25 protein-coding genes are annotated in these 24,447 nt (G+C 73.7%); 14 read left to right on the forward strand and 11 right to left on the reverse strand.

Annotated elements, in window-relative coordinates:
* Window positions 1–173 precede the first annotated feature (173 nt).
* Together KSP35_RS22685 and KSP35_RS22690 are read right to left on the reverse strand one after the other, a co-directional pair.
* Entirely contained in the window at window positions 174–1,394 is a 1,221-nt protein-coding gene (locus KSP35_RS22685; protein ID WP_216998033.1) for a cytochrome P450, read from the reverse strand.
* The gene (locus tag KSP35_RS22690) at window positions 1,391–1,864 is read right to left on the reverse strand and encodes a 2,4'-dihydroxyacetophenone dioxygenase family protein (protein WP_216998034.1); all 474 of its coding nucleotides are present in this window, start codon (window positions 1,862–1,864) and stop codon (window positions 1,391–1,393) included. Before KSP35_RS22690 ends, KSP35_RS22685 begins: the two co-directional genes overlap by 4 nt.
* 174 nt (window positions 1,865–2,038) lie before the next feature.
* Here KSP35_RS22690 and KSP35_RS22695 point away from each other — a divergent pair, with 174 nt between their 5' ends.
* Window positions 2,039–3,607, forward strand: a complete 1,569-nt coding sequence (locus KSP35_RS22695) for a class I adenylate-forming enzyme family protein (RefSeq protein ID WP_216998035.1) — start codon at window positions 2,039–2,041, stop codon at window positions 3,605–3,607.
* 120 nt (window positions 3,608–3,727) lie between these two features.
* Here KSP35_RS22695 and KSP35_RS22700 read toward each other — a convergent pair whose 3' ends face one another.
* Together KSP35_RS22700 and KSP35_RS22705 are read right to left on the reverse strand one after the other, a co-directional pair.
* Window positions 3,728–4,930 carry a thiolase family protein gene (locus KSP35_RS22700; RefSeq protein WP_216998036.1) on the reverse strand — a complete coding sequence of 401 codons (1,203 nt, stop codon included), beginning with the start codon at window positions 4,928–4,930 and terminating at the stop codon, window positions 3,728–3,730.
* The gene (locus KSP35_RS22705) at window positions 4,927–5,346 is read right to left on the reverse strand and encodes a Zn-ribbon domain-containing OB-fold protein (protein ID WP_216998037.1); all 420 of its coding nucleotides are present in this window, start codon (window positions 5,344–5,346) and stop codon (window positions 4,927–4,929) included. Before KSP35_RS22705 ends, KSP35_RS22700 begins: the two co-directional genes overlap by 4 nt.
* Before the next feature lie 131 nt (window positions 5,347–5,477).
* Between KSP35_RS22705 and folP the strand changes: the two genes are divergently transcribed.
* A complete protein-coding gene (folP, locus tag KSP35_RS22710) occupies window positions 5,478–6,503 on the forward strand; it encodes a dihydropteroate synthase (RefSeq protein ID WP_216998038.1) in 1,026 nt (341 codons plus the stop codon).
* Here the strand turns inward: folP and KSP35_RS22715 are convergent.
* Window positions 6,413–8,470 (reverse strand): acyltransferase family protein, encoded by a 2,058-nt coding sequence (locus tag KSP35_RS22715; protein ID WP_256444514.1) that lies wholly within the window; start codon window positions 8,468–8,470, stop codon window positions 6,413–6,415. The two genes, folP and KSP35_RS22715, sit on opposite strands and share 91 nt — an antisense overlap.
* Before the next feature lie 201 nt (window positions 8,471–8,671).
* Between KSP35_RS22715 and KSP35_RS22720 the strand changes: the two genes are divergently transcribed.
* Both KSP35_RS22720 and KSP35_RS22725 read left to right on the forward strand, forming a co-directional pair.
* Entirely contained in the window at window positions 8,672–9,859 is a 1,188-nt protein-coding gene (locus KSP35_RS22720) for a GDSL-type esterase/lipase family protein (RefSeq protein WP_216998040.1), read from the forward strand.
* Window positions 9,856–10,518: a maleylpyruvate isomerase family mycothiol-dependent enzyme gene (locus KSP35_RS22725; protein ID WP_216998041.1), complete on the forward strand. Its 663-nt coding sequence runs from the start codon at window positions 9,856–9,858 to the stop codon at window positions 10,516–10,518. The genes KSP35_RS22720 and KSP35_RS22725 overlap by 4 nt, the downstream gene beginning before the upstream one ends.
* Before the next feature lie 53 nt (window positions 10,519–10,571).
* Here the strand turns inward: KSP35_RS22725 and KSP35_RS22730 are convergent, their stop codons facing one another.
* Window positions 10,572–11,630, reverse strand: a complete 1,059-nt coding sequence (locus KSP35_RS22730; protein WP_216998042.1) for a diguanylate cyclase — start codon at window positions 11,628–11,630, stop codon at window positions 10,572–10,574.
* 227 nt (window positions 11,631–11,857) lie between these two features.
* Between KSP35_RS22730 and KSP35_RS24910 the strand changes: the two genes are divergently transcribed.
* The 5 genes from KSP35_RS24910 to KSP35_RS22750 all read left to right on the forward strand — a co-directional run bounded on the left by KSP35_RS24910 (window position 11,858) and on the right by KSP35_RS22750 (window position 16,205).
* Window positions 11,858–12,142, forward strand: coding sequence for a hypothetical protein (locus KSP35_RS24910; RefSeq protein ID WP_254126884.1), 285 nt, complete (start codon window positions 11,858–11,860; stop codon window positions 12,140–12,142).
* Window positions 12,143–12,240: 98 nt separating this feature from the next.
* The gene (locus tag KSP35_RS24915; RefSeq protein ID WP_254126885.1) at window positions 12,241–13,296 is read left to right on the forward strand and encodes a MoxR family ATPase; all 1,056 of its coding nucleotides are present in this window, start codon (window positions 12,241–12,243) and stop codon (window positions 13,294–13,296) included.
* Window positions 13,293–14,204 carry a DUF58 domain-containing protein gene (locus KSP35_RS22740; protein ID WP_216998044.1) on the forward strand — a complete coding sequence of 304 codons (912 nt, stop codon included), beginning with the start codon at window positions 13,293–13,295 and terminating at the stop codon, window positions 14,202–14,204. Before KSP35_RS24915 ends, KSP35_RS22740 begins: the two co-directional genes overlap by 4 nt.
* Entirely contained in the window at window positions 14,201–15,163 is a 963-nt protein-coding gene (locus tag KSP35_RS22745) for a VWA domain-containing protein (protein ID WP_216998045.1), read from the forward strand. Before KSP35_RS22740 ends, KSP35_RS22745 begins: the two co-directional genes overlap by 4 nt.
* An 85-nt stretch (window positions 15,164–15,248) precedes the next feature.
* Window positions 15,249–16,205: a VWA domain-containing protein gene (locus tag KSP35_RS22750; protein ID WP_216998046.1), complete on the forward strand. Its 957-nt coding sequence runs from the start codon at window positions 15,249–15,251 to the stop codon at window positions 16,203–16,205.
* 22 nt (window positions 16,206–16,227) lie between these two features.
* Here the strand turns inward: KSP35_RS22750 and KSP35_RS22755 are convergent, their stop codons facing one another.
* A complete protein-coding gene (locus KSP35_RS22755) occupies window positions 16,228–17,535 on the reverse strand; it encodes a hypothetical protein (RefSeq protein WP_216998047.1) in 1,308 nt (435 codons plus the stop codon).
* A 260-nt stretch (window positions 17,536–17,795) separates the two neighbouring features.
* Here KSP35_RS22755 and KSP35_RS22760 point away from each other — a divergent pair, with 260 nt between their 5' ends.
* From KSP35_RS22760 to KSP35_RS22770, 3 genes are all read left to right on the forward strand, one after another.
* Window positions 17,796–18,044, forward strand: a complete 249-nt coding sequence (locus tag KSP35_RS22760; protein WP_216998048.1) for a hypothetical protein — start codon at window positions 17,796–17,798, stop codon at window positions 18,042–18,044.
* Between the two features lie 67 nt (window positions 18,045–18,111).
* The gene (locus KSP35_RS22765) at window positions 18,112–18,573 is read left to right on the forward strand and encodes a universal stress protein (protein WP_216998049.1); all 462 of its coding nucleotides are present in this window, start codon (window positions 18,112–18,114) and stop codon (window positions 18,571–18,573) included.
* On the forward strand, window positions 18,570–18,743 hold the full coding sequence (locus KSP35_RS22770) for a hypothetical protein (RefSeq protein ID WP_216998050.1): 174 nt from the start codon (window positions 18,570–18,572) through the stop codon (window positions 18,741–18,743). The genes KSP35_RS22765 and KSP35_RS22770 overlap by 4 nt, the downstream gene beginning before the upstream one ends.
* A 38-nt stretch (window positions 18,744–18,781) precedes the next feature.
* Here KSP35_RS22770 and KSP35_RS22775 read toward each other — a convergent pair whose 3' ends face one another.
* Together KSP35_RS22775 and KSP35_RS22780 are read right to left on the reverse strand one after the other, a co-directional pair.
* Window positions 18,782–19,165, reverse strand: coding sequence for an ATP-binding protein (locus KSP35_RS22775; RefSeq protein WP_216998051.1), 384 nt, complete (start codon window positions 19,163–19,165; stop codon window positions 18,782–18,784).
* 85 nt (window positions 19,166–19,250) lie between these two features.
* Window positions 19,251–19,475: a hypothetical protein gene (locus tag KSP35_RS22780; RefSeq protein ID WP_216998052.1), complete on the reverse strand. Its 225-nt coding sequence runs from the start codon at window positions 19,473–19,475 to the stop codon at window positions 19,251–19,253.
* A gap of 214 nt (window positions 19,476–19,689) precedes the next feature.
* On the opposite strand from KSP35_RS22780, the gene KSP35_RS22785 reads away from it, so the two are divergent.
* Complete coding sequence (locus KSP35_RS22785) at window positions 19,690–21,165, forward strand: AMP-binding protein (protein ID WP_216998053.1); 1,476 nt, start codon at window positions 19,690–19,692, stop codon at window positions 21,163–21,165.
* Here the strand turns inward: KSP35_RS22785 and KSP35_RS22790 are convergent.
* Complete coding sequence (locus tag KSP35_RS22790; RefSeq protein WP_216998054.1) at window positions 21,140–22,726, reverse strand: SpoIIE family protein phosphatase; 1,587 nt, start codon at window positions 22,724–22,726, stop codon at window positions 21,140–21,142. The two genes, KSP35_RS22785 and KSP35_RS22790, sit on opposite strands and share 26 nt — an antisense overlap.
* Window positions 22,727–22,907: 181 nt before the next feature.
* On the reverse strand, window positions 22,908–23,333 hold the full coding sequence (locus KSP35_RS22795; protein WP_216998055.1) for a cyclic nucleotide-binding domain-containing protein: 426 nt from the start codon (window positions 23,331–23,333) through the stop codon (window positions 22,908–22,910).
* 141 nt (window positions 23,334–23,474) lie between these two features.
* Between KSP35_RS22795 and KSP35_RS22800 the strand changes: the two genes are divergently transcribed.
* Window positions 23,475–24,359: an enoyl-CoA hydratase/isomerase family protein gene (locus KSP35_RS22800; protein WP_216998056.1), complete on the forward strand. Its 885-nt coding sequence runs from the start codon at window positions 23,475–23,477 to the stop codon at window positions 24,357–24,359.
* The last annotated feature ends 88 nt before the right edge of the window (window positions 24,360–24,447 follow it).

A 24,447-nucleotide genomic window follows, 5' to 3' on the forward strand; every position in this document is an offset into this window, starting at 1 on the left:
GGCGCGAGTCGGCGACGAATCGACGTCGAATCGCCGCGAGGTCCTCCCGTGCGCCGGTGGCCACGCTGACCTGGCGGTCTGCCCAGCGTCGGCGCATGCCTCGACGGTCCTCGGACCCGCCGGGCACGCCTCGCCCGGCCCAGCGAACGCCTGCTGGCCGGTCGTCGGCCCGCTCAGGAGCCGAGGCGGACCGGAAGGCGCTTGAAGCTGTTGTTGAGGTTGGAGCGCAGCCGCACCGGCTCACCGGCCAGCTCGATCGTGGGGAACGCCGCGAGCAGCTCCTGGAGGAACACCCGGCCCTCCAAGCGGGCGAGGTGCACGCCCAAGCAGAAGTGCTCGGCGATGCCGAAGGACAGGTGCGGGTTGTGGGTCCGGTGGACGTCGAAGCGCTGCGGGTCGTCGAACACGGCCTCGTCCCGGTTGGCCGACGTGTAGTACATCGCCACCTTGTCGCCCGCCGCGATGGCCTGGCCGCCCAGCTCGGTGTCGACCGTGGCGGTGCGGCGGAAGTAGTGCAGCGGGTTGGCCCACCGCAGGATCTCCTCGACCGCGCCCGGGATGAGCGCCGGGTCGGCGCGCAGCTCGGCGAGCTGGTCGGGGTGCTGCAGCAGGGCGAGCAGTCCGCTGGAGAGCATGGTCTTGGTGGTGTCGTTGCCCGCGGTCACGAGCTGCACGAAGAAGCTGCCGAAGTCGATGTCGCCCATGGGCTGGCCGCCGAAGTCCCCGTCGAGGATCAACGTGGTGAGGTCCTCGCGAGGCTCCTCGAGGCGGCGCTTGCCCGCGAACTCGATGGCGTACATCGCCATGTCGATGGAGGCGGAGAAGTCGGCCTCGCCCTCGGGGTTCACGTCGGGATCCTGGCCGGCGGTCTGGCGCTCGGCCAGGGTGTGCAGCAGGTCCCAGTCGGCCTCCGGCAGACCCATCAGCCGACCCATCACCCGGGTGGGCAGCCCGGCGGTGACCTGGTGGACGAACTCCACCTCGGGCCCGGCGGCGGCCGCCTCGGCCATGAGGTCCCGGCAGATCTCGCGGATCTGGTCCTCCATGCCGGCGATGACCTTGGCCTTGAACGTGTCGGCCAGCGGCTTGCGGTAGGCCACGTGCCGCGGCGGGTCCATGGCCAGCAACATCCCGCGCATCATCTCGAGGCTCTCCTGGGGGAGGTCCTCGATCACCACGCCGCCCTGCTCGGCGGAGAAGCGCTCGGGGTCCCGGGCCACGGTGACGACGTCGGCGTGGCGCAGCACCGCCCAGAACCCGGGCTGGCCGTCCATCTCCTGCCAGGCCACCGGCGTGGTGCGGCGCAGCTCGGCCAGCGCCTCGTGCGGGACGCCGTCGGCGAAGGTGTTGGGGTCGCCGAGCAGCGGCGCCGGGGCGGCCTGCAGGTCGGTCACGACACGAGCACGTTCGGGCGGGGGAGCCCCTCGGCCTCGGCCAGGAGGTAGTAGCCCTCCAACGTGCCGGGGCCGTCGAAGATGCTCTCGACGTTGCCCTCGGCGTCGAGGTTCAGGTTCTGGCCGTACATCTGGAACCACACGTGGGTGTCGTCCTCGATGCACTCGAGCGTGTGCGTGGACCCGGTGGGCTCGAACAGGAACGACCCCGCCCGGTTCACGTAGTCGTACTCCTGGTACTTCCACGCCCCGGACGTGGTGTAGGCGTACACCGGCCCGGTGTGGCGGTGGGTCTGCACCACGTAGCCCGCCTGGAAGACGTTCTCCACGATCCAGAGCTCCTGGGCGGCGTCCACCTGGATCACCTTGAGCTTCGAGCCGTCGCCGATGTCGACGAACGGGAGGTCTTCGGCCCCGAAGTGGATCGCCGAAGGGACGGCGCCGGCAGCCGGCGTGTCGGTGGTGGTCATGCGGTTCCCCTGTGGTGCGACGGTGCGGTCAGCGTCGCGAGGTATAGCACCGAACGAGAACGCGTTCTACTGTGGCCCCCTCCACCCCCGAGCCCGTCGCCGTCGCCCGCCCCACCGGTCGACGACGGCAGCGAGCTCGACCGGGGCACGGGATGGATCGGACACTCACAGGGGATGCGCGACATGGACCGCTCGGCGATCGAACAGCTGCAGATGCACGGCCAGGACATCGGCCAGCTGCTGGCCCATTGGGCCGAGCAGAAGCCGGAGCACGGCGCGCTGGTGTGGGAGCCCTTCGAGGGCGACGGCCAGCGATGGACCTACGCCGAGCTGCTGGCCGAGGTGCACGGCCTGGCGGCCGGCCTGCGCGACCGCGGCATCGGCCTCGACGACAAGGTCCTCATCCACGCCGAGAACTGCCCCGAGATGCTGCTGGCCTGGCTGGCCGTCGCCGTGGTCGGCGGCGTGGCCGTGACCACCAACACCAAGTCGGCCCCGGCCGAGGTCGGGTGGTTCATCGACAAGGCCCAGTGCGTGGCCGCCATCACCCAGCCCGAGTTCACCGACCACGTGGCCACCGCCGAGCGCGACCTGCGCTGGGTGGCGGTCATGGGCGGCACCCCGGGTGAGGGCCACCTCTCCTTCGACGACCTGCGCGGCGACGCCGCCTCCTGGACCGGCCGGGAGATCGAGCCGCTCCGGCCGTTCGGGATCATGTTCACCTCGGGCACCACCAACAAGCCCAAGGCCGTGGTCCACACCCACGCCAACGCCGTGTGGGCCAGCCGGGTGGGCCCCCGCAACATCGACCTGCGCACCGACGACCGCTACCTGATCTACCTGCCGCTGTTCCACGTCAACGCGCAGAGCTGGTCGATGTTCTCGATCCTCGGCGTCGGCGCCACCGCGGTGCTCATGCCCAAGTGGTCCTCCAGCCGCTTCTGGGACGTGGTGGCCCGCAACGAGATAACCCACATCTCGCTGATGCCGTTCGTGATCCCGACGCTGATGGAGGCCGAGAAGCCCGACAACGTGCTGCGCATCGGCGTGTTCGGCCTCATCCTCAAGATGCTCGACGACCTGTGCGGCATCGACGTCTACGCCGCCTACGGCATGACCGAGACGGTCATCCACGCCACCAACGGCCGCCCCGCCGACCTGCTGCCCGAGAAGTCCATGGGTCACATCACGCCGGGCTACGAGTGGGCCGTGGTCGACAAGGACACCGGCGAGCTCTGCCCGGAGGGCGTCACCGGCGAGCTCTGGCTCAAGGGCACCCGGGGCATCCAGCTGTTCCTGGAGTACTTCGACAACCCCGAGGCCAACGAGAAGGCCTTCGAGGGCGACTGGTTCAAGACCGGCGACATGGTGCAGCTCGGCGCCGGCGGCAACCTCTTCTACAAGGAGCGCGACAAGGACCTGCTCAAGGTCGGCGGCGAGAACGTCTCGGCCCGCGAGGTCGAGGACGTCATCGGCACCGTCCCGGGCATCACGTCGTCCGCGGTGGTCGGCAAGCACCACGAGTTCCTGGACGAGGTGGTGGTGGCCTTCGTCATCACCAACCCCATGGCACCCGACGACGAGACGCTCGAGAAGCAGATCATCGAGACCTGCCGAGAGCAGCTCGCCGCCTTCAAGGTCCCGCGCGCCGTCTACGTGGTGCCCGAGTTCCCCACCGGCACCCTCGACAAGATCCTCAAGAACAAGCTCCGCGAGATGGCCGACGCCCGCCCCGAGGTCTGACCCGACCGCTGGACCAGCCCACCCCGCCGAACTTGTCGCAGTTGTCGACCGTGGCGTCGGCCAACTGCGACAAGTTCGGAGGGGGGTGGGGGCGGCCGGGCTCGTGGGCGGGCGGGCCGGCTAGGCGGCGGACTTCTCGAGGATGTGGACGCCGCAGGCGGAGCCGAGGCCGATGACGTGGGCCAGGCCCACCTTGGCGCCTTCGATCTGGCGATCGCCGGCCTCGCCGCGGAGGTGGTGGCAGACCTCCCAGATGTTGGCGATGCCGGTGGCGGCGATGGGGTGGCCCTTGCTCTCGAGGCCGCCCGACACGTTCACCGGCATGGCGCCGTCGCGCCAGGTGGCGCCGGAGTTGAACAGGTCGACCGCGCCGCCGGGCTCGCAGAGGCCGAGGTTGTCGTAGTGGACGAGCTCGGCGGTGGCGAAGCAGTCGTGCAGCTCGACCAGGTCGAGGTCCTCGGGGCCGATGCCGGCCTGCTCGTAGGCGGTGGCCGCGGCGTTGCGGGTGAGGGTGTTGACGTCGGGCAGCACCTGGCAGCCCTCGGTGTAGGGGTCGGACGTCAGCACCGAGGCCGAGACCTTCACCGCCCGGCGCTGCTGCTCGAGCGACAGCGTCTTGAGCACGGCGTCGCTCACCACCACCGCGGCGGCGGCGCCGTCGCAGTTGGCCGAGCACATGGGCCGGGTGTTCGGATAGGCGATCATCACGTCGCCCATGATCTGCTCGAGCGACATCTTCTTGGTGTAGGCCGCCAGCGGGTTGAGCACGGAGTGGGCGTGGTTCTTCTCGCTGATGCGGGCGAAGAGCTCGAAGCTGGTGCCGCCGTACTTGTGGCCGTACTCCATGCCGATCTGGGCGAAGACGCCGGGCATGATCTCGGTGCCGATGCGCCCGTCGACCGGGGCGACCGAGCCGTAGCGGCCGCTGGGCTGCCAGGTGTCGCTGTCGGGGCGGCGGGCGCCGCCGCTGAGCAGGCCGGCGCCGGAGAGCTTCTCGACGCCGACGGCGAGGCCGTAGTCGGCCTCGCCGGCCTTGACCGCCATGATCGCGGTGCGCAGCGCAGTGGCCCCCGTGGCGCACGCGTTGGTGACGTTGTAGACGGGGATGCCCGTCTGGCCGATCTGCTTCTGGAGCTGCTGGCCGATGCCGGCCGCAGCGCCCATGAGGTTGCCGGCGGCCAGCACGCCCATCTGCGCCATGGTCACGCCCCCGTCGGCGAGGGCGCCGAGGGCGGCCTCCGCGGCCAGGTCGACGGTGTCGAGGTCCGGATGCTTGCCGAACTTGGTCATGTGGATCCCCAGGATCCAGACGGGATCGCTCATGCTGCCGCTTCTCCTTCGGTGGGGTCGATCGGTTCGAAGCCGAAGGTCACGGCTTCGGTGCCGGCTTCGTCGGTGCCCATCACCGACGTGGTGAGGCGGACCGGCATGCCGAGGGTGACGTGCTGGTCGTCGGGCTCGACGTTGACGATGTTGCCCCGCACGCTGGTGCCGCCGCAGTCGACGAAGCCGGCCACGAACGGCACGGGGACGCCGGGGGCGGCGAAGCTCACGATGGTGAACGCCTTCACCACGCCGGTGGTGTCGATGGCGGCCTTGGCGAACTCGGTGCCGCTGCAGCTGGCGCAGGCGTTGCGGCGGTCGAAGAACCGGGCCCCGCACGCGGTGCACTCGTTGGCGACCAGGTGCGGCTCGTCACCGAGCACCAGGTAGTCGACCAGGGGGATCTGGTTGGTCACGGGCGTTCCTCCGGCAGGGGTGGGGTGGTGCCGCCGGGCAGTCTGCACGGTCGGGCGCCGCCGTGCCGGGCCACCGCCCGGGTGCGCGAACCTGGCCCCGTGCCCCAACCCTTCGCCGCCCCGTCCCCCCGATGAGCGCGCCCCGGTTCCGCCCTGACCTGCAGCTCGCCGACTGGGTGCTCGACCTCAGCCGGCCCGTGCTGATGGGCGTGGTCAACGCCAACCCGGACTCGTTCTCCGATCCCGGCCACCGACCGCTCGACGTCCAGCTCGACCAGGTGCGGGCCATGGTCGACGAGGGTGCCGGGGTGATCGACGTGGGCGGCCAGTCGGGCATCACCAACGTGGCCGAGGTCGACCCGAGCGAGGAGATCGACCGGGTGCTGCCGTTGGTCGAGGCCATCGTCGCCGAGCTGCCCCAGGTGGTGATCTCGGTCGACACCTACAAGCCGCCGGTGATCGCTGCGGTGCTCGCCGCCGGCGCCCACATCGTCAACGACGTCAGCGGGCTCCGCTCCCCGGAGCTGGCCCCGCTGGTGGCCCGGCACCGCGCCGGGCTGGTGGTGATGCACACCGCGGCGCCGCCCAAGACCCGCCTGCAGTCGAGCGACCTGTACGGCGACGTGGTCGCCGACGTCACGGCGTTCCTGGCCGCCAAGGTGGCCGAGGCGGTGGCCGCTGGCGTCGACGAGCGGTCCATCCTCGTCGACCCGGGCCCCGACTTCACCAAGACCCCGGCCCAGACCGTCGAGGTGCTGCGGCACCTGGCCACGCTCAACCCCCAGGGGCTGCCGGCGCTGCTGGCCCTGAGCCGCAAGGACTTCATCGGGGCCCTCACCGGCACCCGCCCGAAGGAGCGGCTGGCCGGCACGCTCGCCGCCGTCGCCGCGGTGGGCAGCGGCTCCGGCGTGGTGCTGCGGGTGCACGACGTGGGCGAGGTGCGCCGCTTCCTCACCGTGCTCGAGGTGCTCGAGGGGGAGCGACCCGGTCGACCCGGAGCTGCGCCTCGCCGACGACCTGCGCTGGGCCGCCGGCCGCCCCGACGGCACGAAGGCGGTCTGAGCGCTCAGCGGGCCAGCGCGGTGCGGAGCTGGGCGGTCAGCCAGTGCTCCCAGAACCAGGTGGCCTGCACGTCTGTGAAGTGCATGCCGTCGTAGCGCAGAGCCGTGCCGTCGGCCCGGTCGATGGGCTTGCCGTCGGCGCACAGCACGGCGCCGGGGTCGATCAGGCGCACCCAGCCGCGGTTGCGGTCGGCCACCGCCCGGATCCGGGCGTTGACCCAGCGCACGCGGTCGGGGTCGTTGCGCTCGGTGCCGTAGGCCGTGCCGCTCTTGCCGTAGCAGGGCACGAGGGGGAGCACGGTGGCGGATCCGGCGAGGCGGTAGGAGTCGATGCGGTCCTGGAGCCGCGCCTCGACCTGGTCGGCGTAGGCCTTGCTGCCCACCTTCAGCAGGCGCCCGTCGAACCGATGGTCGTAGACCTCCCACGCGCCGGTGTAGAGCACCACCACCTCCGGCGAGCCGCTCAGGCCGATCTGCTCGGCCTGCCGCGCCTGCTGGCACGGGGCGCCGTAGCTGCGCACCTCGCCGGCCACGACGTACTGGGCGTCGTTCGACATCAGGGAGCAGCCGAGCAGGGCGCGGTCGGAGATCGCGGCCACCTGGCCGACCTCGGGCGGCAGCTCCCAGCCCAGGCTCCAGCCCACGGAGTCGCCGGCGACCATCACCCGCAGCGGGGGCGTGCCCGGGGCGACGTCCTGGGGCAGCGTGCCGGGCGGGACGAGCAGCGGCAGCCGCTGGTCGAACGGGCCGTCACCGGGCCCAGGGTCGGAGGGGGCGAGGGGAGCGGTGGTGGTGGCGGGGTCGGCGGTGGTCGACGTCGTCGCCGAGGTCGGTGGCAGCGACCGCTCGGGCGCCAGGGCGGCGGCCGCCACCTGGTCGTCGGTGGCGCGCAGGTAGTTCGGCGGCTTGGGCGCGCCGGCGGTGGTGGCCACCACGATGGCCAGGACGAGGACCGCGACGGTCCCGGCCCGCCACGCCACGGTCCGGCCCGGCCAGTCGAGCGTGCGCAGCCGGGCGGGCTGCTCCACCAGCTCGTAGCTCACCGCGGCGAGGAGCACGGTGATGGCCACGATGGCGAGGTCGCTCCAGCCGCGGGAGAGGTGCACCACCTCGGGAAGGAACACCTGGACCGGCCACGACCAGAGGTAGAGGCCGTAGGAGCGGCGGCCCACCCACGTGAGCGCCTCGTGGCCCAGCGCCCGGGCCACCAGGCCCTCGCCGCGGGCCAGCCCGGCCACGACCACCACGGACAGGACGGCCAGGGCCTGGAACCCCCAGCGGTAGTACGAGACCTGCTGGTCGACCCCGAGCGCCAGCAGCGCCACCAGGCCGGCGCCCGCCACGAGGGTGGCGTGGCCCAGCAGCCGCGCCCGGCCTGGAGCGGCATCGAGGCCCGTCGTGATCCGCGGCCACGCGCAGGCGAGGACCGCGCCGGCCAGCAGGGCGAAGGCCCGGGTGTCGCTCCCGTAGTAGGCGCGGGCCAGGTCCGACGGGTCGGCCGCCGCCGCCAGCAGGGCGGCGGAGAGCACGGCGCCCACCGCGGCCACGAGGGCGAGCAGCCGGCGCCCGCCGGTCCGCACCACCACGGCCACCACCACCGGCCAGACGACGTAGAACTGCTCCTCGATCGACAGCGACCAGAGGTGCCGCAGCGGGCTGGGCGCAGCGTCGGCGAAGTACGACTGGCCGCTCGCCACGAACCGCCAGTTGGCCACGTAGGCCACCGCGGCCAGCGCGCCGGACCGCAGCCCGGCCAGGCGGTAGGCCGGGAGCCACACCTTGGTGGCCACCACGGCGGCGGGCACCACCAGCAGGGCCGCGGGCAGGAGGCGGCGCACCCGGCGGATCCAGAACGCGCCCAGGGCGATGCGGCCGGTGCGGTCGTGCTCCTGCAGCAGCAAGCGCGTGATCAGGAAGCCGCTCACCACGAAGAACACGTCGACGCCGCCGAAGCCGCCCCGGAGGCGGTCGAGGTGGTACGCCACCACGGCGGCCACCGCCACGCCCCGCAACCCGTCGAGCGCCGGGAGGTACCCGCGCCCCCCGGTAGACCTTCTGGGCACCCACTCGTGGCGCGGGCCGGGCCACCGGGGTACCCGTCGGAGCGTCGACCACCGGCACGAGATGCGACATTACCGACACCGTCGACCTCGACACCGTTCGGCGTCACCCATCGACGGAGCCGGCCCGACCACCCGGGCGGCCGCTGCGGCGGCCGAACTGGCAGGATGCGGCTCTCGCAGCCCGAGCAGGAGGACGCGCCCATGGCGACCGCAGCGATGACCGACGTGGCGATCGACGGACCGGCCGTCGACCTGGTGGGCGCGCTGGACCTGGAGGAGACGCCCGACGGGCTGGTGCCCCGGCGGCTGCCGGCGTGGACCCGCCCGCAGATCCCCGACCTGTTCATGGAGGCCATGGTCAAGATGCCCTCGGGCGTGCGGCTGCGGTTCGCCACCGACGCCACCGAGGTGGAGCTCGACGTCCACGTCACCCACATCCGGCCCCTGCCCCTGCCGCTGCGCCCGTCGGTGTTCGACCTCCTGGTCGACGGCCGGCTGGCTGCCCAGGTGCCCACCACCGTCGGCACGGTCATCTCCATCGACGCCCTCGACCCCTCGGCCAGCATCACCTTCGACGAGGGCCCGGCCACCACCGTCCGCTTCGACGGCCTCGCCGCGGGCACCAAGGTGCTCGAGCTGTGGCTGCCGCAGGGCTCGTCGGTGGAGCTCCGGGGCCTGCGGGTCACCGCCGGGGCCACGGTCGACGCGGCACCGGAGGACGAGCGCCCCCGGTGGATCCACTACGGCAGCTCCATCAGCCACTGCATGGAGGCCGACTCGCCGACCGGCACCTGGCCGGCCGTGGCGGCGGCGGCCGCCGGGCTCGACCTGCGCAGCGTGGCGTTCGCCGGCCAGTGCCAGCTCGACCAGTTCGTGGCCCGCACCATCCGGGACCTCCCGGCCGACGTCATCACCCTGAAGGTCGGCATCAACGTGGTCAACGGCAACACCCTGAACGAGCGGGCGTTCTCCCCGGCCGTCCACGGCTTCCTCGACACCGTGCGCGACGGCCACCCCGACACGCCGATCGTGGTGGTGTCGCCGATCTTCTGCCCGTCGGCCGAGGACCACCCCGGCCCCACCGTCCCGGATGCGGACCGCAAGTTCGTGACGGTCCCCGGCCTGGAGGACCTGCGCGCCACCAGCCTCACCCTGGTGCGACTGCGCCGGGCGCTGTCGGAGATCGTGGCCCTGCGGATCGGCCTCGGCGACGAGAACCTCCGCTACCTCGACGGGCTCGGGCTCTTCGGCCCCGACGACGCCGGCGACCTGCCCGACGACCTGCACCCGAACGCCGCGGGCTACCGGCGCATGGGTGCCCGCTTCGCCGAACAGGTCTTCGCCGAGGGCGGGGTGCTCGGCCCGATCTCACGCTCGACGGAGGCGTGACGGTGGCGAGCCCCGACACCTTCGCCCTCATCGCCACCGAGCGCCGTCGCCTCTGCAACGAGCTCGACCAGCTCTCCGAGGCCGACTGGGCCGCCGCCTCCCTGTGCGAGGGGTGGACCGCCCACACGGTGGCCGCCCACCTGACGCTGTCGTGGGCGGGCAGCAAGCTGGGCCTGGTGGCCAACCTCGTGCGCGCTCGCGGCGACCTGGGCGCCACCATCGACCGGTCGTCGCGGCAGCTGGCCGAGCAGCGGACGCCGGCCGAGTGCGTCGCCGACCTGCGGGCCCACGCCGAGGACCGCACCGTGCCCCCCACCATGCCGCCCGAGGCGCCGCTCACCGACGTGCTGGTGCACGGCGCCGACCTCCTGCGCCCCTTGGGCCGGTCGGTCGCCGTCGGCCCGGAGGCGCTCGCCACCGCGCTCGACTTCCTCGTCGGCCCGAAGGCGGCGCGCGGCTTCCGGTCGGCCTCGCTCGACGGCCTTCGCCTCCAGGCCACCGACGTGGCGTGGCGGTGGTCGGCGCCCGACGTCGGCGACGACGGCGGGGCCCTGGTGTCGGGCCCGGCGCTGGCCGTCGCCGGGCTGCTCGTGGGCCGGCGCGCCTACGTCCCGGACCTCACCGGTCCCGGCGTCGCGCTCCTGGTGGGCCGGCTCTAGCAGCGGCCGGGCCGTGGTGTCGGCGGGCTGCGTCGATCAGCGGGAGGCAGCGGTCAGCCCCGCGCGGCCAGGGCGGCGAGCACGGCGGGCTCCCACCCGGCCAGGCCGCTCAGGTCGACCCGATCGACCGAGGTGTCGTCCTCGGTGATGATCCGGTTGCGGCCCTCGGCCTTGGCCTCGTAGAGCAGGTGGTCGGCGGCACGGAGCACGTCCATCGGCTCCTCGTCGGGACCGAGTCGCACGACCCCGCCGGAGAACGTGAGGCCGTCGCCCATGGCGCCGGCCATGCGGTGGAGGATCGCGCACGCCTGGTCCAGGCTGGAGTCGGGGAACAGCACCACGAACTCCTCGCCGCCCCAGCGAGCGAGGGTGTCGGTGGCCCGGACCACGCCGCGCCACGCCTCGGCGGTGGCGGTGAGGACGTCGTCGCCGGCCAGGTGGCCGTGGACGTCGTTGAACTCCTTGAAGTGGTCGAGGTCGAGCATGGCCAGCACGCCCCCGGTGCCGCCGGCCACCTGATCGGCCAGCACGCCCGACACGTGGCGGCGGTTGACGAGCCCCGTCAGCTCGTCGTGGCCGGCGAGGATCCGGGTGCGGGCCAGCAGCTCCTCCCGGGTGCGGTTCAGGTGCTCGACCGTGAAGCCGACGGTGGCGGCGGTCAGGGTCGAGACGATGGCGGCCCGCCACTGCCCGGGCGGGTACGGCTCGCCGCCGATGAACAGGATCGGCACGGCGTAGGTGGTGGCCACCAGCGCGATGGTGGCCGTCAGCTCGAAGCGTCGCCCGTAGAGGGCCTGCCAGATCACCGGCAGCAGCAGCAGGCCGCCGTAGGCGCTCACGCCGCCGCCGGCGGCGTGGCGCAGGAGCCCGACACCTGCGCAGGCCAGGGCCACCGGCAGGAGGACCGAGCCGTCGGGGAGCCGCTCCCACGGCACGAGGACCGTGAGGGTCCCGGCGGCCAGGAAGCAGGCCCCGCTGGCGGCCATGACCGCCACGGCGTGGGCGGTGTGGGGCGGGAAGATGGCGAGGCCGTAGGCCAGCACGACCAGGGCCGCGAACGGGGCGAGGTGCCCGCCGCGCTGCTGCCAGCTGGATCCCGTCGCCGCCTCCATGCTCCGCATCATCGTCGCGTCGGCACGATCACCTGAGCAGCATTCGTCCTTGCGTCGACAAAATGGGTCGTTCGGCCTGTTCCACCGCTTCTCGGGTACCGCCGGTCTCCGAACGGGCGCAGCGGCGGCGGGAGCGGTCCGGGGTTCACCGGGAACTCCCGGTTGGCCTTGGGCGGCCTCGGAGGTTGGTCCGCTTGGGTGGGTGGGACCCAACCCAGGAGAACGACATGCAGTTCAAACCCCTCCAGCTGATCGCCGGCGCCGCCCTCGTCGGTGGCATGGCCTTCGGCGGCGCCGCCCTGGCCTCGGCCCAGGACGGCGGCACCACCACGACGCCGTCGACCACCGAGGCGCCCGCCGCCGGCCACCAGGGCACCGCCCCGGCCGACGGCACCGGCAAGGCCGGCTGCGACCACGACGGCCAGGGCCGCGGGCAGGCCCCTGGCGAGGGCACCGGCTCGAGCTCGAGCTCGTCCGGCGCCACCACCCAGGCGCCCGACGCCGAGCTCTGACCCACCCGGCGACCGGCCCCCACCCACCCGGTGGGGGCCGCTCGCCCCATCCCGACCGCGCTGACCCCGCCAACCCTGCGAGATCCCTGGAGAGCCCTGTGACCACCACCGACCCCGACCTCGATGCCGAGGCCACCCGCCGCCGCCCCTCGCCCGACGAGGTCCTCGAGATCGCCCTGTTCGAGGCCAAGCGCATCCTCGTGGGCCAGGACCACGTGATCGAGCGCCTGTTCGTCTGCGCCGTGGCCCGGGGCCACTGCCTGCTCGAAGGCGCGCCCGGCCTGGCCAAGACGCTCGCCGCCGAGACCATGGCCAAGGTGCTCGACGGCAGCTTCAAGCGCATCCAGTTCACGCCCGACCTGATGCCCTCGGACCTGGTGGGGACCCGGGTGTACCGGCCCTCGCAGGAGGCGTTCGACGTCGAGCTGGGACCGGTCTTCGCCAACGTGGTGCTGGCCGACGAGGTCAACCGCGCTCCGGCCAAGGTCCAGTCGGCGCTGCTGGAGGTGATGGCCGAGGGCCACGTGTCCATCGGCGGCGTCACCCACGCCGTGCCCGACCCGTTCCTGGTGCTGGCCACCCAGAACCCCATCGAGAACGAGGGCGTGTACCCGCTGCCCGAGGCCCAGCGCGACCGCTTCCTCATGAAGGTCCTGGTCGACTACCCGAACGGTCGCGAAGAGGCGGAGATCGTGCGCCGGATGGCCAGCCACCGACCGGTGGCCCGGGCCGTGCTCGGCAACGGCCGGCTCGTCGCCCTCCAGCGGGCGGCCGACGACGTGTTCGTCCACGACGCCGTCCTCGACTACGCCGTCCGCCTCGTGCTCGCCACCCGCCAGCCGGCGGAGCACGGCCTCGGGGACCTGGTGCCGGTCATCGCCCACGGCGTCAGCCCTCGCGGCACGCTCGGCCTCATCGCCGCCGGCCGGGCCCTCGCCCTCATCCGGGGCCGGTCCTACGCACTGCCCCAGGACGTGTTCGACGTGGCCCGCGACGTGCTGCGCCACCGGCTGCTGCTGTCCTACGACGCCATCGCCGAAGGCGTGCTGGTGGAGGACGTGGTGGAGCGCCTGGTCTCCACCGTGGCGGCGCCCCGGGTCTCGCCCAGCCAGGACGGGCCCGTCGTCCACGACCGGGTGGTGGCGGCGGCGTGACCGGGATCGACGGAGCCGGCCTCGCCGCCGGGGAGCGCTCCTTGCGCGAGCTGGAGCTGGCCATCGGCCGCCAGCTCGACGGCCTGCTCCACGGCGACCACCAGGGCCTGCTGCCCGGGGCGGGCACCGAGGCGGGGGAGGGGCGCCGGTACCAGCCGGGCGACGATGTGCGCCGGATCGACTGGAACCTCACCGCCCGCAGCGGTGACGTCCACGTCCGCGACACCATCGCCGAGCGCGAGCTCGAGACGTGGTTCGTGGTCGACGGCAGCGCCAGCCTCGACTACGGGACGGCTCGCCACGAGAAGCGCGACCTCGCGGTCGCGGTGGTGGCGGCCTTCGGCTTCCTCACCGCTCGCCCCGGCAACCGCACCGGGGCCGTCCTCTTCGACGGCGCCGAGGTACGGGTCGTGCCGCCCCGCGCCGGGCGAGGCCCGGTGATCGACCTGCTCTCCCGCCTCCAGAAGCGGGCCCGGACCGCGGCGTCCTCCGAGGGGCCGGCGGTCACCCTGGCCGACGCGCTGCGCCGCACCCGCCTGCTCGCCCCGCGAGGCGGGCTGGTGGTCGTGGTGTCGGACCTGCTCGACCCGTCCGACTGGCCCCGTGAGGTCCGTGCCCTCGGCGTGCGCCACGACGTCGTGGTGGCGCACCTCACCGACCCCCGCGAGGACGACCTCCCGCCGGTCGGCATGTTGACCCTGGTCGACCCCGAGACCGGGCGCCGCCACGAGGTCCAGACCTCGTCGAAGCGCTTCCGCCAGCGCTACGCCGAGGCCGCGGCGAAGCGCCGCTCGGCCACCGCCGATCGCCTGGCGTCGTGCCGGGCCGGCCACCTCGAGGTCGCCACCGACGGCGACTGGCTGCGCGACGTCGTCCGCTTCGTGACCGCCAGGAGGCGTCGCCGGTGAACTTCCTCCACCCCCTTCGCCTGTTCCTGCTCCTCGGCGTCGGCGGCCTGGCCGTTGCCTACGTGGCCGTCCTCGTCCGACACCGCCGGGCGGCCGCCGCCTACGCCGACCCGGCCCGCCTCGCCGCCCTGTCGCCCGGCGTCGCTCGCAGTCGCCGCACCCGCCACCTCTCCCCGGTCCTCTGCCTCGCCGCGCTGGCGGCGCTGGTGGTGGCCATCGCCCAACCCACCCGCGCCGAGGCGGTGCCCCGCAACGAGGGCGTGGTGGTCCTCGCCATCGACGTGTCGGCCTCCATGCAGGCCACCGACATCAGCCCGTCGCGCCTCGACGCCGCCATCGCCGGTGCCACCGACTTCGTCGAGGGGCTGCCCTCGGGCCTGCACGTCGGCCTGGTGGCCTTCGACGCCGACGCCCGACTGCTGGTGGCGCCCACCACCGACCGGGCCACGGTGACCGCGGCCATCAGCGGGCTGACCGAAGGTGCGGGCACCGCTGCTGGTGAAGGCATCGCCACCTCGCTCACCGCCGTCGAGTCGGTGCTCTCGCCGGACCTGCTGGCGTCGGGCAAGGACCTGCCCGCCTCGATCGTGCTCCTCTCCGACGGGGCGACCACCGTGGGCCGCACCGCGCAGGAGGGGGCCGCCCTCGCCGCCGACGTCGGCGTCCCGGTCACCACCATCGCTTTCGGCACGGCTGACGGGACGGTGTCGCTCGACGGCGAGACCGTCCGGGTGCCCGCCGACCCCGAGACCATGCAGGCCGTCGCCGGCGCCACCGGTGCCCGGTCGTTCCAGGCGTCCTCGGCGGGAGAGCTGGGCGACGTCTACGCCGACATCTCCATCGCCGTCGGCTCCACCACCGAGCAGCGCGAGGTGACCCGGGGCGTCCTCGGCGTGGCCATGGCTGGGGTGCTCGGCGCCGTCGTGCTCGCCGCCGTCCGAGGAGGCCGGGCGCTGTGACCGTCCACGCCCGGGCTGGAGCAACGGTCCAACCCATGCCGCGATCGCTGCCGCGACCCGCACCCCGACCCGGAGGGACCCTCCCGTGACGTTGCTCTCCCCCAGCCGCCTGTGGCTCTTCGTCATCCTGGCCGCTCTGGCTGCCGCCTACGCGGTCCTGGCCCGGCGCAAGCGCCAACGGGCCGTCCGCCACCCCGACCTCGACCTGCTCGCCTCGGTCGCTCCCCGGGGTGGGGCCTGGCGCCGCCACCTCACCGCCGCCGCCCTGTTCCTCTCGGTCGCCGGCATGGTCCTGGGCCTGGCTCGCCCCGCTCATGCCGCCGAGGTCCCCCGGGACGACGCGGTGGTCGTGCTCGCCATCGACACCTCGGAGTCGATGGCGGCTACCGACGTGTCACCCAGCCGCATCGAGGTCGCCGTCGCCGCCGCCAAGGACTTCGTCGACCAGGCCCCGTCGGCCTATCGCATCGGCCTCGTGACCTTCGATGCCTCGGCCCAGGTGGCCGTGTCGCCCACCACCGACCACGCCGCGCTCACCTCGGCCCTCGATGCCATCGAGCTCCACCAGGGAACGGCGGCCGGCGACGCCGTCACCGCCTCGCTCGACGCCATCGAGGCGTCGTCCTCGGACCAGGTGGTGCTGGCCGACGACCAGCCCTACCGGGCCATCGTGCTGCTCTCCGACGGCGCCAGCACGAGCGGCGCGTCGATCGACGCCGCCGCCGCCAAGGCCGCCGACGCCGAGGTGCCGGTGTTCACGGTCGCCTACGGCACCGCCGACGGCGTGCTGCCCTTCCGCGGGACCGAGGTGCCGGTGCCGTCGGACCCGTCAGCCATGGCGGCCCTGGCCGACGCCACCGACGGCGAGACCTACACGGCCACCAGCGCCCGGGGCCTGGCCGACGTCTACGACCGGATCGGCACGCGGATCGGCACCGTCACCGAGCAGGTCGAGCTGACCGTGCCCCTCGCCGCCGGCGCCACCGTGCTCCTGGCCGCGGCGTTCGTGATGTCGCTGGCCTGGGCGCCCCGCCTGGTCTGACGGGACGCCCGCCCGTTCGGCGTCAGCCGGCGTAGGTGGGCCGACCCGGCACCGCGGTGGCCGGAGCGGGCGCAGCGGGCGCGGTGGCGGGCGTCGTCGGAGCCGGCACGACGGTGGTGGGCGTGGTGGCCTCCGCCGGTTCGATCGTGCCCTCGACCACGTCGTAGGAGAACCCGTCGCCGACGGGGTCACCGCAGGTGGCGTAGGCCAGGACGGCGCCTTCGTGGATGCCGGTGTCCCAGGAGGCGCTCCACGACCCGTCGGCGGCCGGCACCGCGGTGCCGGGGTGCTGGATGACCTGGGGCAGGTCGCCGACCGGCTCCGCAGCGCGGGTGGAACCGGACCGGGCGGCGCGGGCGGCAGGCCCGGCGGCCAGTCCGTGCCGGGTGGTGTGGAGGATCCGGGCGTTCGCCCCGGACCCGGAGGCCAGCTCGTCGATGATCGGGAAGTCGGGGAGCTCCGAGGTGTCGAGCGCCAGGATCACGTAGTCGACGGGCTGGTCGACGCAGCCGGCACCGCTGAGCGTCACGGTGCTGGAGCCCTTGGTGGTGGTCAGGGCGATCGAGTCGTAGGCGGTGGTGCCGTCGACCGTGACCAGCTGCGGCTCGTAGCCGAGCTGGCCATCGGCCTTCGTGCAACCGGGCACGAAGGTGTAGGTGCCCTGGGGGATCGGGGTGCCGTCGAAGCCCACAAGGAGGAGGTAGGCGTCGCCTGCGCCCTGCTCGTCGAACCCGGGCTCGGCGTAGCCGACCTGGCTGCCGAGGGTCCGGCCGCTGAGGTCGGAGCCGGCGTAGAGGATCCCGCTGGGGAAGGGGCTGTCCTCGTCGTCGAGGTCGACGGCGCAGTCGGTGACGTCCACGCGGATGGCCTGGCCGGCCTTCGCCGTCGTCCGGGACAGGGTGGCGGTCTGGGCCGGGCCGCCGCCGGGCAGCACGTCGAACGGCACGGGGTCGTAGGAGAAGAGCACGACGGGATCGTCGCTGTCGGAGTCGTAGTCGTAGGACACGCAGCGCGCCTCGATGACCGCCGGCTGGGCCGGGTCGATCCAGGTCGGCACGAGGAACGGGTACGTGTCGCCGTCGTAGGAGCCGGTCTGGCCGGCCAGGCGCTCGTTCGGAGCGGTGCCGCTGATGAAGCTGATCTCGATGGATCGGTCGGCGTCATCGGTGGAGGAGCAGCCGGTGCCGGTGACGGTCACGGCGGTGCCGGGCGCGCCGGCGGTGACCGACACCGTCAAGGCGGGCGGTGCCGCGTCGGCCGGCAGGGCGACGACGGCGATCGGCGCGAGGAGCCCCGCGGCGAGGAGGACGGAACGGACACGGTGGGACATGGGAGCTGCTTCCGGTGCGGGACGGTGCCGGGGCCGCCGACGCCGCGGCTGCCCGCTGCTCGCTCCCCCGAGGGGGCCGAAGGTAGCTGACGGGACCTGCTCGCCCCGTCACGCAGCGTGGTGCCCCGGTCGTCGATCACCCGAACGGGGCACTCAGGCCGAGGAGGCGAGGGTAGGCACCGAGGCATGCCTGCGCCCCGCCTCGCCCTGCGTGCCCGTCCTTCGGGCGCGCACCCCGCAGCCCCCACTGGGGATGCATCGTGATCGGCCTCGTGGTCGGGGTCGTCGTGGTCGCGCTGGTCGCCCTCGCGATCTGGGCGGCCAAGCACACCAAGAACCCGGAGCAGACGGCGGGCCACGACGACGTGCCGACGGACACGCTCGACGACCGCTTCTACCGCACCGTCGAGCGCCCGGCCGGCCCGGACGCCGAGACGCCGGTCAGCCCGGCCGACCCGCGGTCGCCCGAGTCGGTCAACGAACCGCCCCCAGCGCCCCCGTCCGCCTGAGGCGCGCCGCACCGCCGTTGCCTACCGTGGGCGACGACGATCGACACCCGCCACAGGAGCGCTCCCCATGAAGGTCATGATCGCCACGGACGGGTCCGTCGCTGCGGTCGCCGCCGCCCGTCGGGCCGTCGCCCTGCTGCACCCCGATGCCCACGTCGCCCTGGTGACGGTGATCGAGGCGCGCCACGACGCCGATGAGGACGCTGGCGGCTTCGAGGGGCCGCTGCAGACCCAGGAAGAGGCCGACGAGGAGTGGAACGAGGCGTTGGCCGCCGGCCGGGCAGCCCTGGCGCGCACCGGCCAGGCCATCGGCGGCGCCGACGAGCAGCGCCTCGTCCCGTCGTCGGCCGGCACCGCTGACGCCCTGCTGGCGGTCATGGAGCAGGAGCAGCCCGACGTCGTGGTCCTCGGCTCCGAGCAGCCCGGCTGGTTCGACCGCTTGCTGCACGGATCGGTCGAGGACCGCCTGCTGCACCGTGCCCCGTGCCCGCTGCTGGTGGTCAACCACCGCTCGGCGGGCTCGGCGTGAGCGACGCGCTGGGACATCGCTCGTCGGGCGCGGGCGACGGGCGCCGCAGCGGGTTCAGCGACGACGTGCGGGCTGCCGTCGCCGTGGTGGTCGCCGCGGTGATCGCCGTGGCCATCCGCGCGTCCCGGCGCGTCAGCCGCCGCAAGGCCACCGACGGGTCTCCGCCCTAGCCGGCACGCTCACCGCCCCGACCCCTCGCCGACCGGGTTCAGGCGGGCTGGGTGGCGACGGTGAACCAGACGGTCTTGCCGTCGTCGGGGTGGCGCTCCACGCCCCACCGGCGTGACCAGGCCTCCACGATCCGCAGGCCGTTCCCGCCCACCCGATCGGGCTCGAGGTCGCGGACCTGCGGCAGGTCGGGCGAGTCGTCGCCCACCTCTACCAGCACCTCGTCGTCGTCGCAGCTGACGGCGATCCTGGGGCGTGAGCGGGTGTGCGAGATGACGTTGGTGACCAGCTCGCTGGCCATGACCAGGAGGTCGGCCCGAGCCGGGCCCGAGATGACAGCGGGGTCGGACAGCGCGTCGGTGAGCCACGCGCGGGCGGTGGCGGCAGCCGCGGCATCCCGCTCCAGCTCCAGCGCTCGGCGCATCACCGTCGTCCCCGCTCCATGGCGCGGAGGCCTACCCCTGCCCGACCACTCCATGCAAGGGGCAGCCAGGACCCCGAGCCGGCCTTCACACCACCCGTCGGAGGGTGCGCTCGGCGCTGGCAGGGGGTTGGAGGGCGGTGCCCACGGCGGTGAGGACCTCGGTGGCCAGCCGGCCCGGATCGGACCACGTCGTCAGGTCGCCGAGGCCCAGCACCGAGGCTTGCAGCGCAGCCCGCAGCCGCTCGGCGGGCACGTCTCCCGCCTTGAGCTGCTCCAGGATGTCGGTGGCGAGGTCGGTCGGGGTGGTCATCGGGTGCTCCCTCCGGGGGCCAGGCCGCGATCGGGCCTGTTGGTGCGATACCCGCGCCGACCGGGCGATATGTCCGATGTACCCCGGCTCGAGGCCGGCCCGCGCCCGCACATCGCCCCCTGCTGACCGCCCAGCCCACCCGGGTGGTCGCCCGGGCTCCTCGTGGCCGGCGGCGCCCGAGCACCACCGGGTCGGGCGCCGTAGCGTCGCCGCCGTGGCTGCCCCGTCGTTCCCCCGCCGACTCGCCGACCTCGCCGAGGCCGACCCCGACGCCCTGGCGATCACGTGCGCCGGCGCGTCGCTCACCCGGGGCGAGCTCGTCGCTGCCGCCAACCGGTTCGCCCGGGAGCTGGCCGACCTGGGCGTGGCCGAAGGCGACCTCGTGACCATCGCCCTGCCCAACTCGGTCGACTTCCTGGTGGCGGTCGTGGCGGCCTGGACGCTGGGGGCCACGCCCCAGCCCGTGTCGTCGCGCCTCCCCGAGCGCGAGCTGGCCGCCATCGTCGAGCTGGCGAACCCGCCGGTGATCGTCGGTGCGGAGCCGGGCGCCTTCCCGGGACGGGCCTGCCTGCCCGTGGGCCACCGGCCCGCTGCCGACCTGGACGACGGGCCGATGCCCGATCGCACGGCGCCCAGCTGGAAGGCCCCCACCTCGGGCGGCTCCACCGGGCGACCCAAGCTGATCGTGGCCGGCGACCCGGCCACCTACGTCGAGGGCTTCGCCTCGTTCCTGGGCTTCACCGACGGCGGCGCCCTCGTGATGCCCGGGCCGATGTACCACAACGGGCCGTTCATCTGGACCTGCCAGGCCCTGCTGCGGGGCAGCTCCGTCGCCCTGCTCGAGCGGTTCGACGCCGAGGCCACCCTCGCGGCGGTGGAGGCCCACCACGCCAACGTCGTGTACCTCGTGCCGACCATGATGAAGCGCATCTGGCGGCTCCCGGAGGACGTGCGCGACGGCTACGACCTGTCCTCGCTGGTCACCGTCTGGCACCTCGCGGAGCCCTGCCCCGACTGGTTGAAGCAGGTCTGGATCGACTGGCTCGGGCCGGAGCGGATCTTCGAGCTCTACGCCGGCACCGAGGGCCAGACCTCGACGATCATCACCGGCACCGACTGGCTGGAGCACCGCGGTTCGGTGGGCCGGCCGGCGCCCGGGACGATGCAGATCACCGACGCCGACGGCAACGAGCTCCCGGCCGGCGAGCACGGCGAGGTGTGGCTGCGCTCGGCCCGTGACACGCCGACGTACCGGTACGTCGGCGCCGAGGCGCGGACGCGCGAAGGCGGGTGGGAGTCCCTGGGTGACCGGGGCTGGCTCGACGAGGACGGCTACCTCCACCTGGGCGACCGCGCCGGCGACATGATCCTCACGGGTGGCGCCAACGTCTACCCGGCCGAGGTCGAAGCGGCCATCGCCGAGCACCCGGCGGTGCGCTCCTGCGTGGTGTTCGGCCTGCCCGACGACGACAAGGGCAACGTGGTCCACGCCGTGGTGGAGGCCGACGAGGCGGAGCTCGACGTCGAGGAGCTGCTGGCCTTCTTGCGCGAGCGGCTGGTGGCCTACAAGCTGCCGCGGACCGTCGAGGTGGTCCACGAGGCGCTGCGCGACGACGCCGGCAAGGTCCGGCGGGGCGAGCTGCGGTCCGCCCGCATCGCCGCCCTCAGTGCCGCGTCGCCAGGCGCTTGACCACCAGGGCGACGTCGTCTCGGCCCTCGGGGTCGAGCAGGTCGTCGAGCAGGCCGTCGGCGAGCTGCTGCACCGACTGGTCCAGCCGAGCGGCGGCAGCGGCCCGCAGGCGCTCGAAGCCGATGTCGATGTCCTCGCCCCGCCGCTCGATCAACCCGTCGGAGTAGAGCACCAGCAGGTCGTCCGGGTCGAACGAGGTCACCGCCTGGCAGCGGCGCTGGCCGCCGACGACGGCGAGCGGCAGGCCGCTCCCCTCGGTGAGCCAGGTGGCGCCGCCCGGCCCCGCGAGGAGCGGAGCGGGGTGCCCGGCCAGGGCGTAGGTGATGGAGCGGGCCTCGAGGTCGACGACCGCGCACGCCATGGTGGCGCACGCAGCGCCGGTGACCGACGACGCGAAGCGGTCCATGGACTCGAGCACCTCGGCCGGGCCGCGGCCCTCGAGCAGCAGCGTGCGGCTGGCGGTGCGGAGCTGGCCCATGGCCGCCGCGGCCTCGAGCCCGTGGCCCACGCAGTCGCCCACCACCAGGGCCCGGCGGCCGTCGTCGAGGCCCAGCACGTCGTACCAGTCGCCGCCGACGGAGAGGTTGCCCGTGGCCGGCAGGTACCGGGCGGCCACCGTGGGGAGGTCGGACGCCGGTTGCAGCATGGCGCTCTGGAGGGCGTCGCTGATGCGGCGCTGCTCGCCCAGCTCGGCGGAGCGGGTGTGGGCGTGGTCGATGGCGGCGCCGATGGTGCGGGCGATCAGCTCCAGGTAGGTGCGGTAGCCGTCGTCGAAGGGTCGCTTGGGGCTGAGGTCGACCACGAGGACGCCCTGGGCCGACGTGGCGGCACCGATGGGGCTGGCCCACCGGTGACCCGGGCGACCCTCCTCCCAGGTCGGGTCGAGGAGGCGGGGCTCGCCGCCCACCATGCCGCGGAGGTCTTCCGGGGCGATCCCGTCGATCACGGCTCGCCGGCTGGTGGCCACCTGCACGATCTGGTCGCCGACCGCCAGGTGCACCTCGGCCGAGGCGATGTCGTCGACGCACGTCCGCAGCGAGGCCACGGCGCGGCGGCCGACCTCGGCGACGTCGTGGGCGGTGACCAGCTCTGCCGCCAGGTCCGCCACGCACTCCAGCCGTCGGCGGTTGACCACCTGCTCGGTGGTCTCGGTGACCACGTCGAGCACGCCGCCGACGGTGCCGTCGTCATCCCGAACCGGGCTGTAGCAGAACGAGAAGTAGGACTCCTCGAGGTACCCGTTGCGGTCGAGCTCGAGGAGCTGGTGCTCGAAGGAGCTCGTGGCCCCGCCGAGGGAGGCCTCGAGGAGCGGGCCGATGATGTCCCACACCTCGGGCCAGATCTCCCGTGCCGGCGCGCCGAGGGCCTGCGGGTGCTTGTCGCCCAGCATCGGCCGGTAGCCGTCGTTGTAGATCTTGACCAGGTCCGGGCCCCAAGCGAGCAGCATGGGGAAGCGGGTGGTCAGCACGATCTGCGTCGCCAAGCGCAGGCCGGCGGGCCAGCCGTCGGGGTGCCCGAGGGGCGTGGCCGACCAGTCGTGGGCGGCGACGAGGGCGCCCATCTCCGAACCGTCGGCGAGCGCGGCCAGCCAGGTCTCCTCGATGTCTCCCCCCCGGAGCAGCGGTCATCTCATCCTCGCTGGGCGCCACCCGAGCGCCTCGGCACGAGAGCGTAGATCGGACGGTTCACCCGATCGCCAGCCGGGATGTCACCTGGACGGGTGCCGTCCACCCGCCGTTGCCTCAGGAGGCGGCGGCAAGCCGCTCGGCGGCAGCGGCGGCGACCTTGGCCCGAGCCGACGGTGCGGCGTCGAGCAGGGACCGGAACTCCGCCGAGCTGCTCACCCACAGCGTGGTGGGGGTGAGGGTCGTGACGGTGGCGTTGGGCCGGGTGCTCCCGAGCAGCGAGAGCTCGCCGACGAAGTCGCCGGTGCCGAGCACGGCGATGGCCTCGTCGGCGTGGCTCACCGACACGGTGCCGTCGGCGACCACGAGGAACTGGCGGCGGGTGCCGCCCTCGGCGAGCAGCACGCGGCCGGCCTCCACCGAGACGGCCGTGGTGAGCGTCGACACGTGCTCGAGCTCGCGATCGGTGCAGTCGGCGAACAGCGGGACGGAGCGGAGGTCGTCGGCGACGGAGGAGGGGCGGGAGGGCTTCCAGAACGACATGGCGATCTCCGGGGGTCGTCGCAGCCGGCTCCCTGCCGGCGCTGCGTGCTTGCCCAGGCTACCGGTGATGCTTGCAACAGCAAGCGGTCGTGACGGTGTTCACGAGGGATGGCCGGTGGCGCCCGATCTAGGTTGCCGACCATGACCGACGCCGAGCGCTACGCCGCCTTCGAGGACCTCACGTTCGACCGCCCGGCCCCCGGCGTGCTGCGGATCACGATGGACGGGCCGGGCCTGAACGCCGTCAGCCACGCCGTGCACCGGCAGCTGGCCGACGTGTGGCTGGCCGTCGACCGGGACCCGGACACCAACGTCGCCCTGCTGCGCGGCGCCGGCAAGGCGTTCTCGGCCGGCGGGAGCTTCGAGCTGCTCGACGACCTCATGGAGGACTACGCGGTCCGCACCCGCATCCTGCGAGAGGCACGCGACCTGGTCTTCAACGTCATCAACTGCTCCAAGCCCATCGTCTCGGCGCTGCACGGGCCTGCGGTGGGCGCCGGCCTGTGCGCCGGCATCCTGGCCGACGTCTCCGTCGCCGGCCGCAGCGCCCGCATCATCGACGGCCACACCCGGCTCGGGGTGGCGGCCGGCGACCACGCCGCCATCTGCTGGCCGCTCATGTGCGGCATGGCCAAGGCCAAGTACTACCTGCTCACCTGCGACACGCTCACCGGCGAGGAGGCCGAGCGCATCGGCCTCGTCTCGCTCTGCGTCGACGACGACGAGGTCCAGGACCGGGCCCTGGCCGTGGCCACCCACCTCGCCGACGGCGCCCAGCAGGCCATCCGCTGGACCAAGCAGACGCTGAACAACTGGTACCGCTCCCAGTCGGCCATCCTCGACGCGTCGCTGGCCTACGAGTTCATCGGCTTCGGCGGCCCCGACGCCCGCGAGGGCCTCACCTCCCACACCGAGAAGCGCGCCCCCCCACTTCACCGGCCCCACCGCCGACTGACGCCCGGCGACCGCGGATTCCTGTCGATCGGGGGTCCTCTGCACCCCCCGATCGACAGGAAATGCGACTGACCGCCCGCAGAAGCGGACCAACGCGACGAACCGCCCACCCCGCCCAGGCGCCGAGCCGGCGGCAGCAGGACCGGCAGGCCGGCCCGGG

The sequence above is a fragment of the Aquihabitans sp. G128 genome (assembly GCF_019048865.1).
GTDB lineage: Bacteria > Actinomycetota > Acidimicrobiia > Acidimicrobiales > Iamiaceae > Aquihabitans.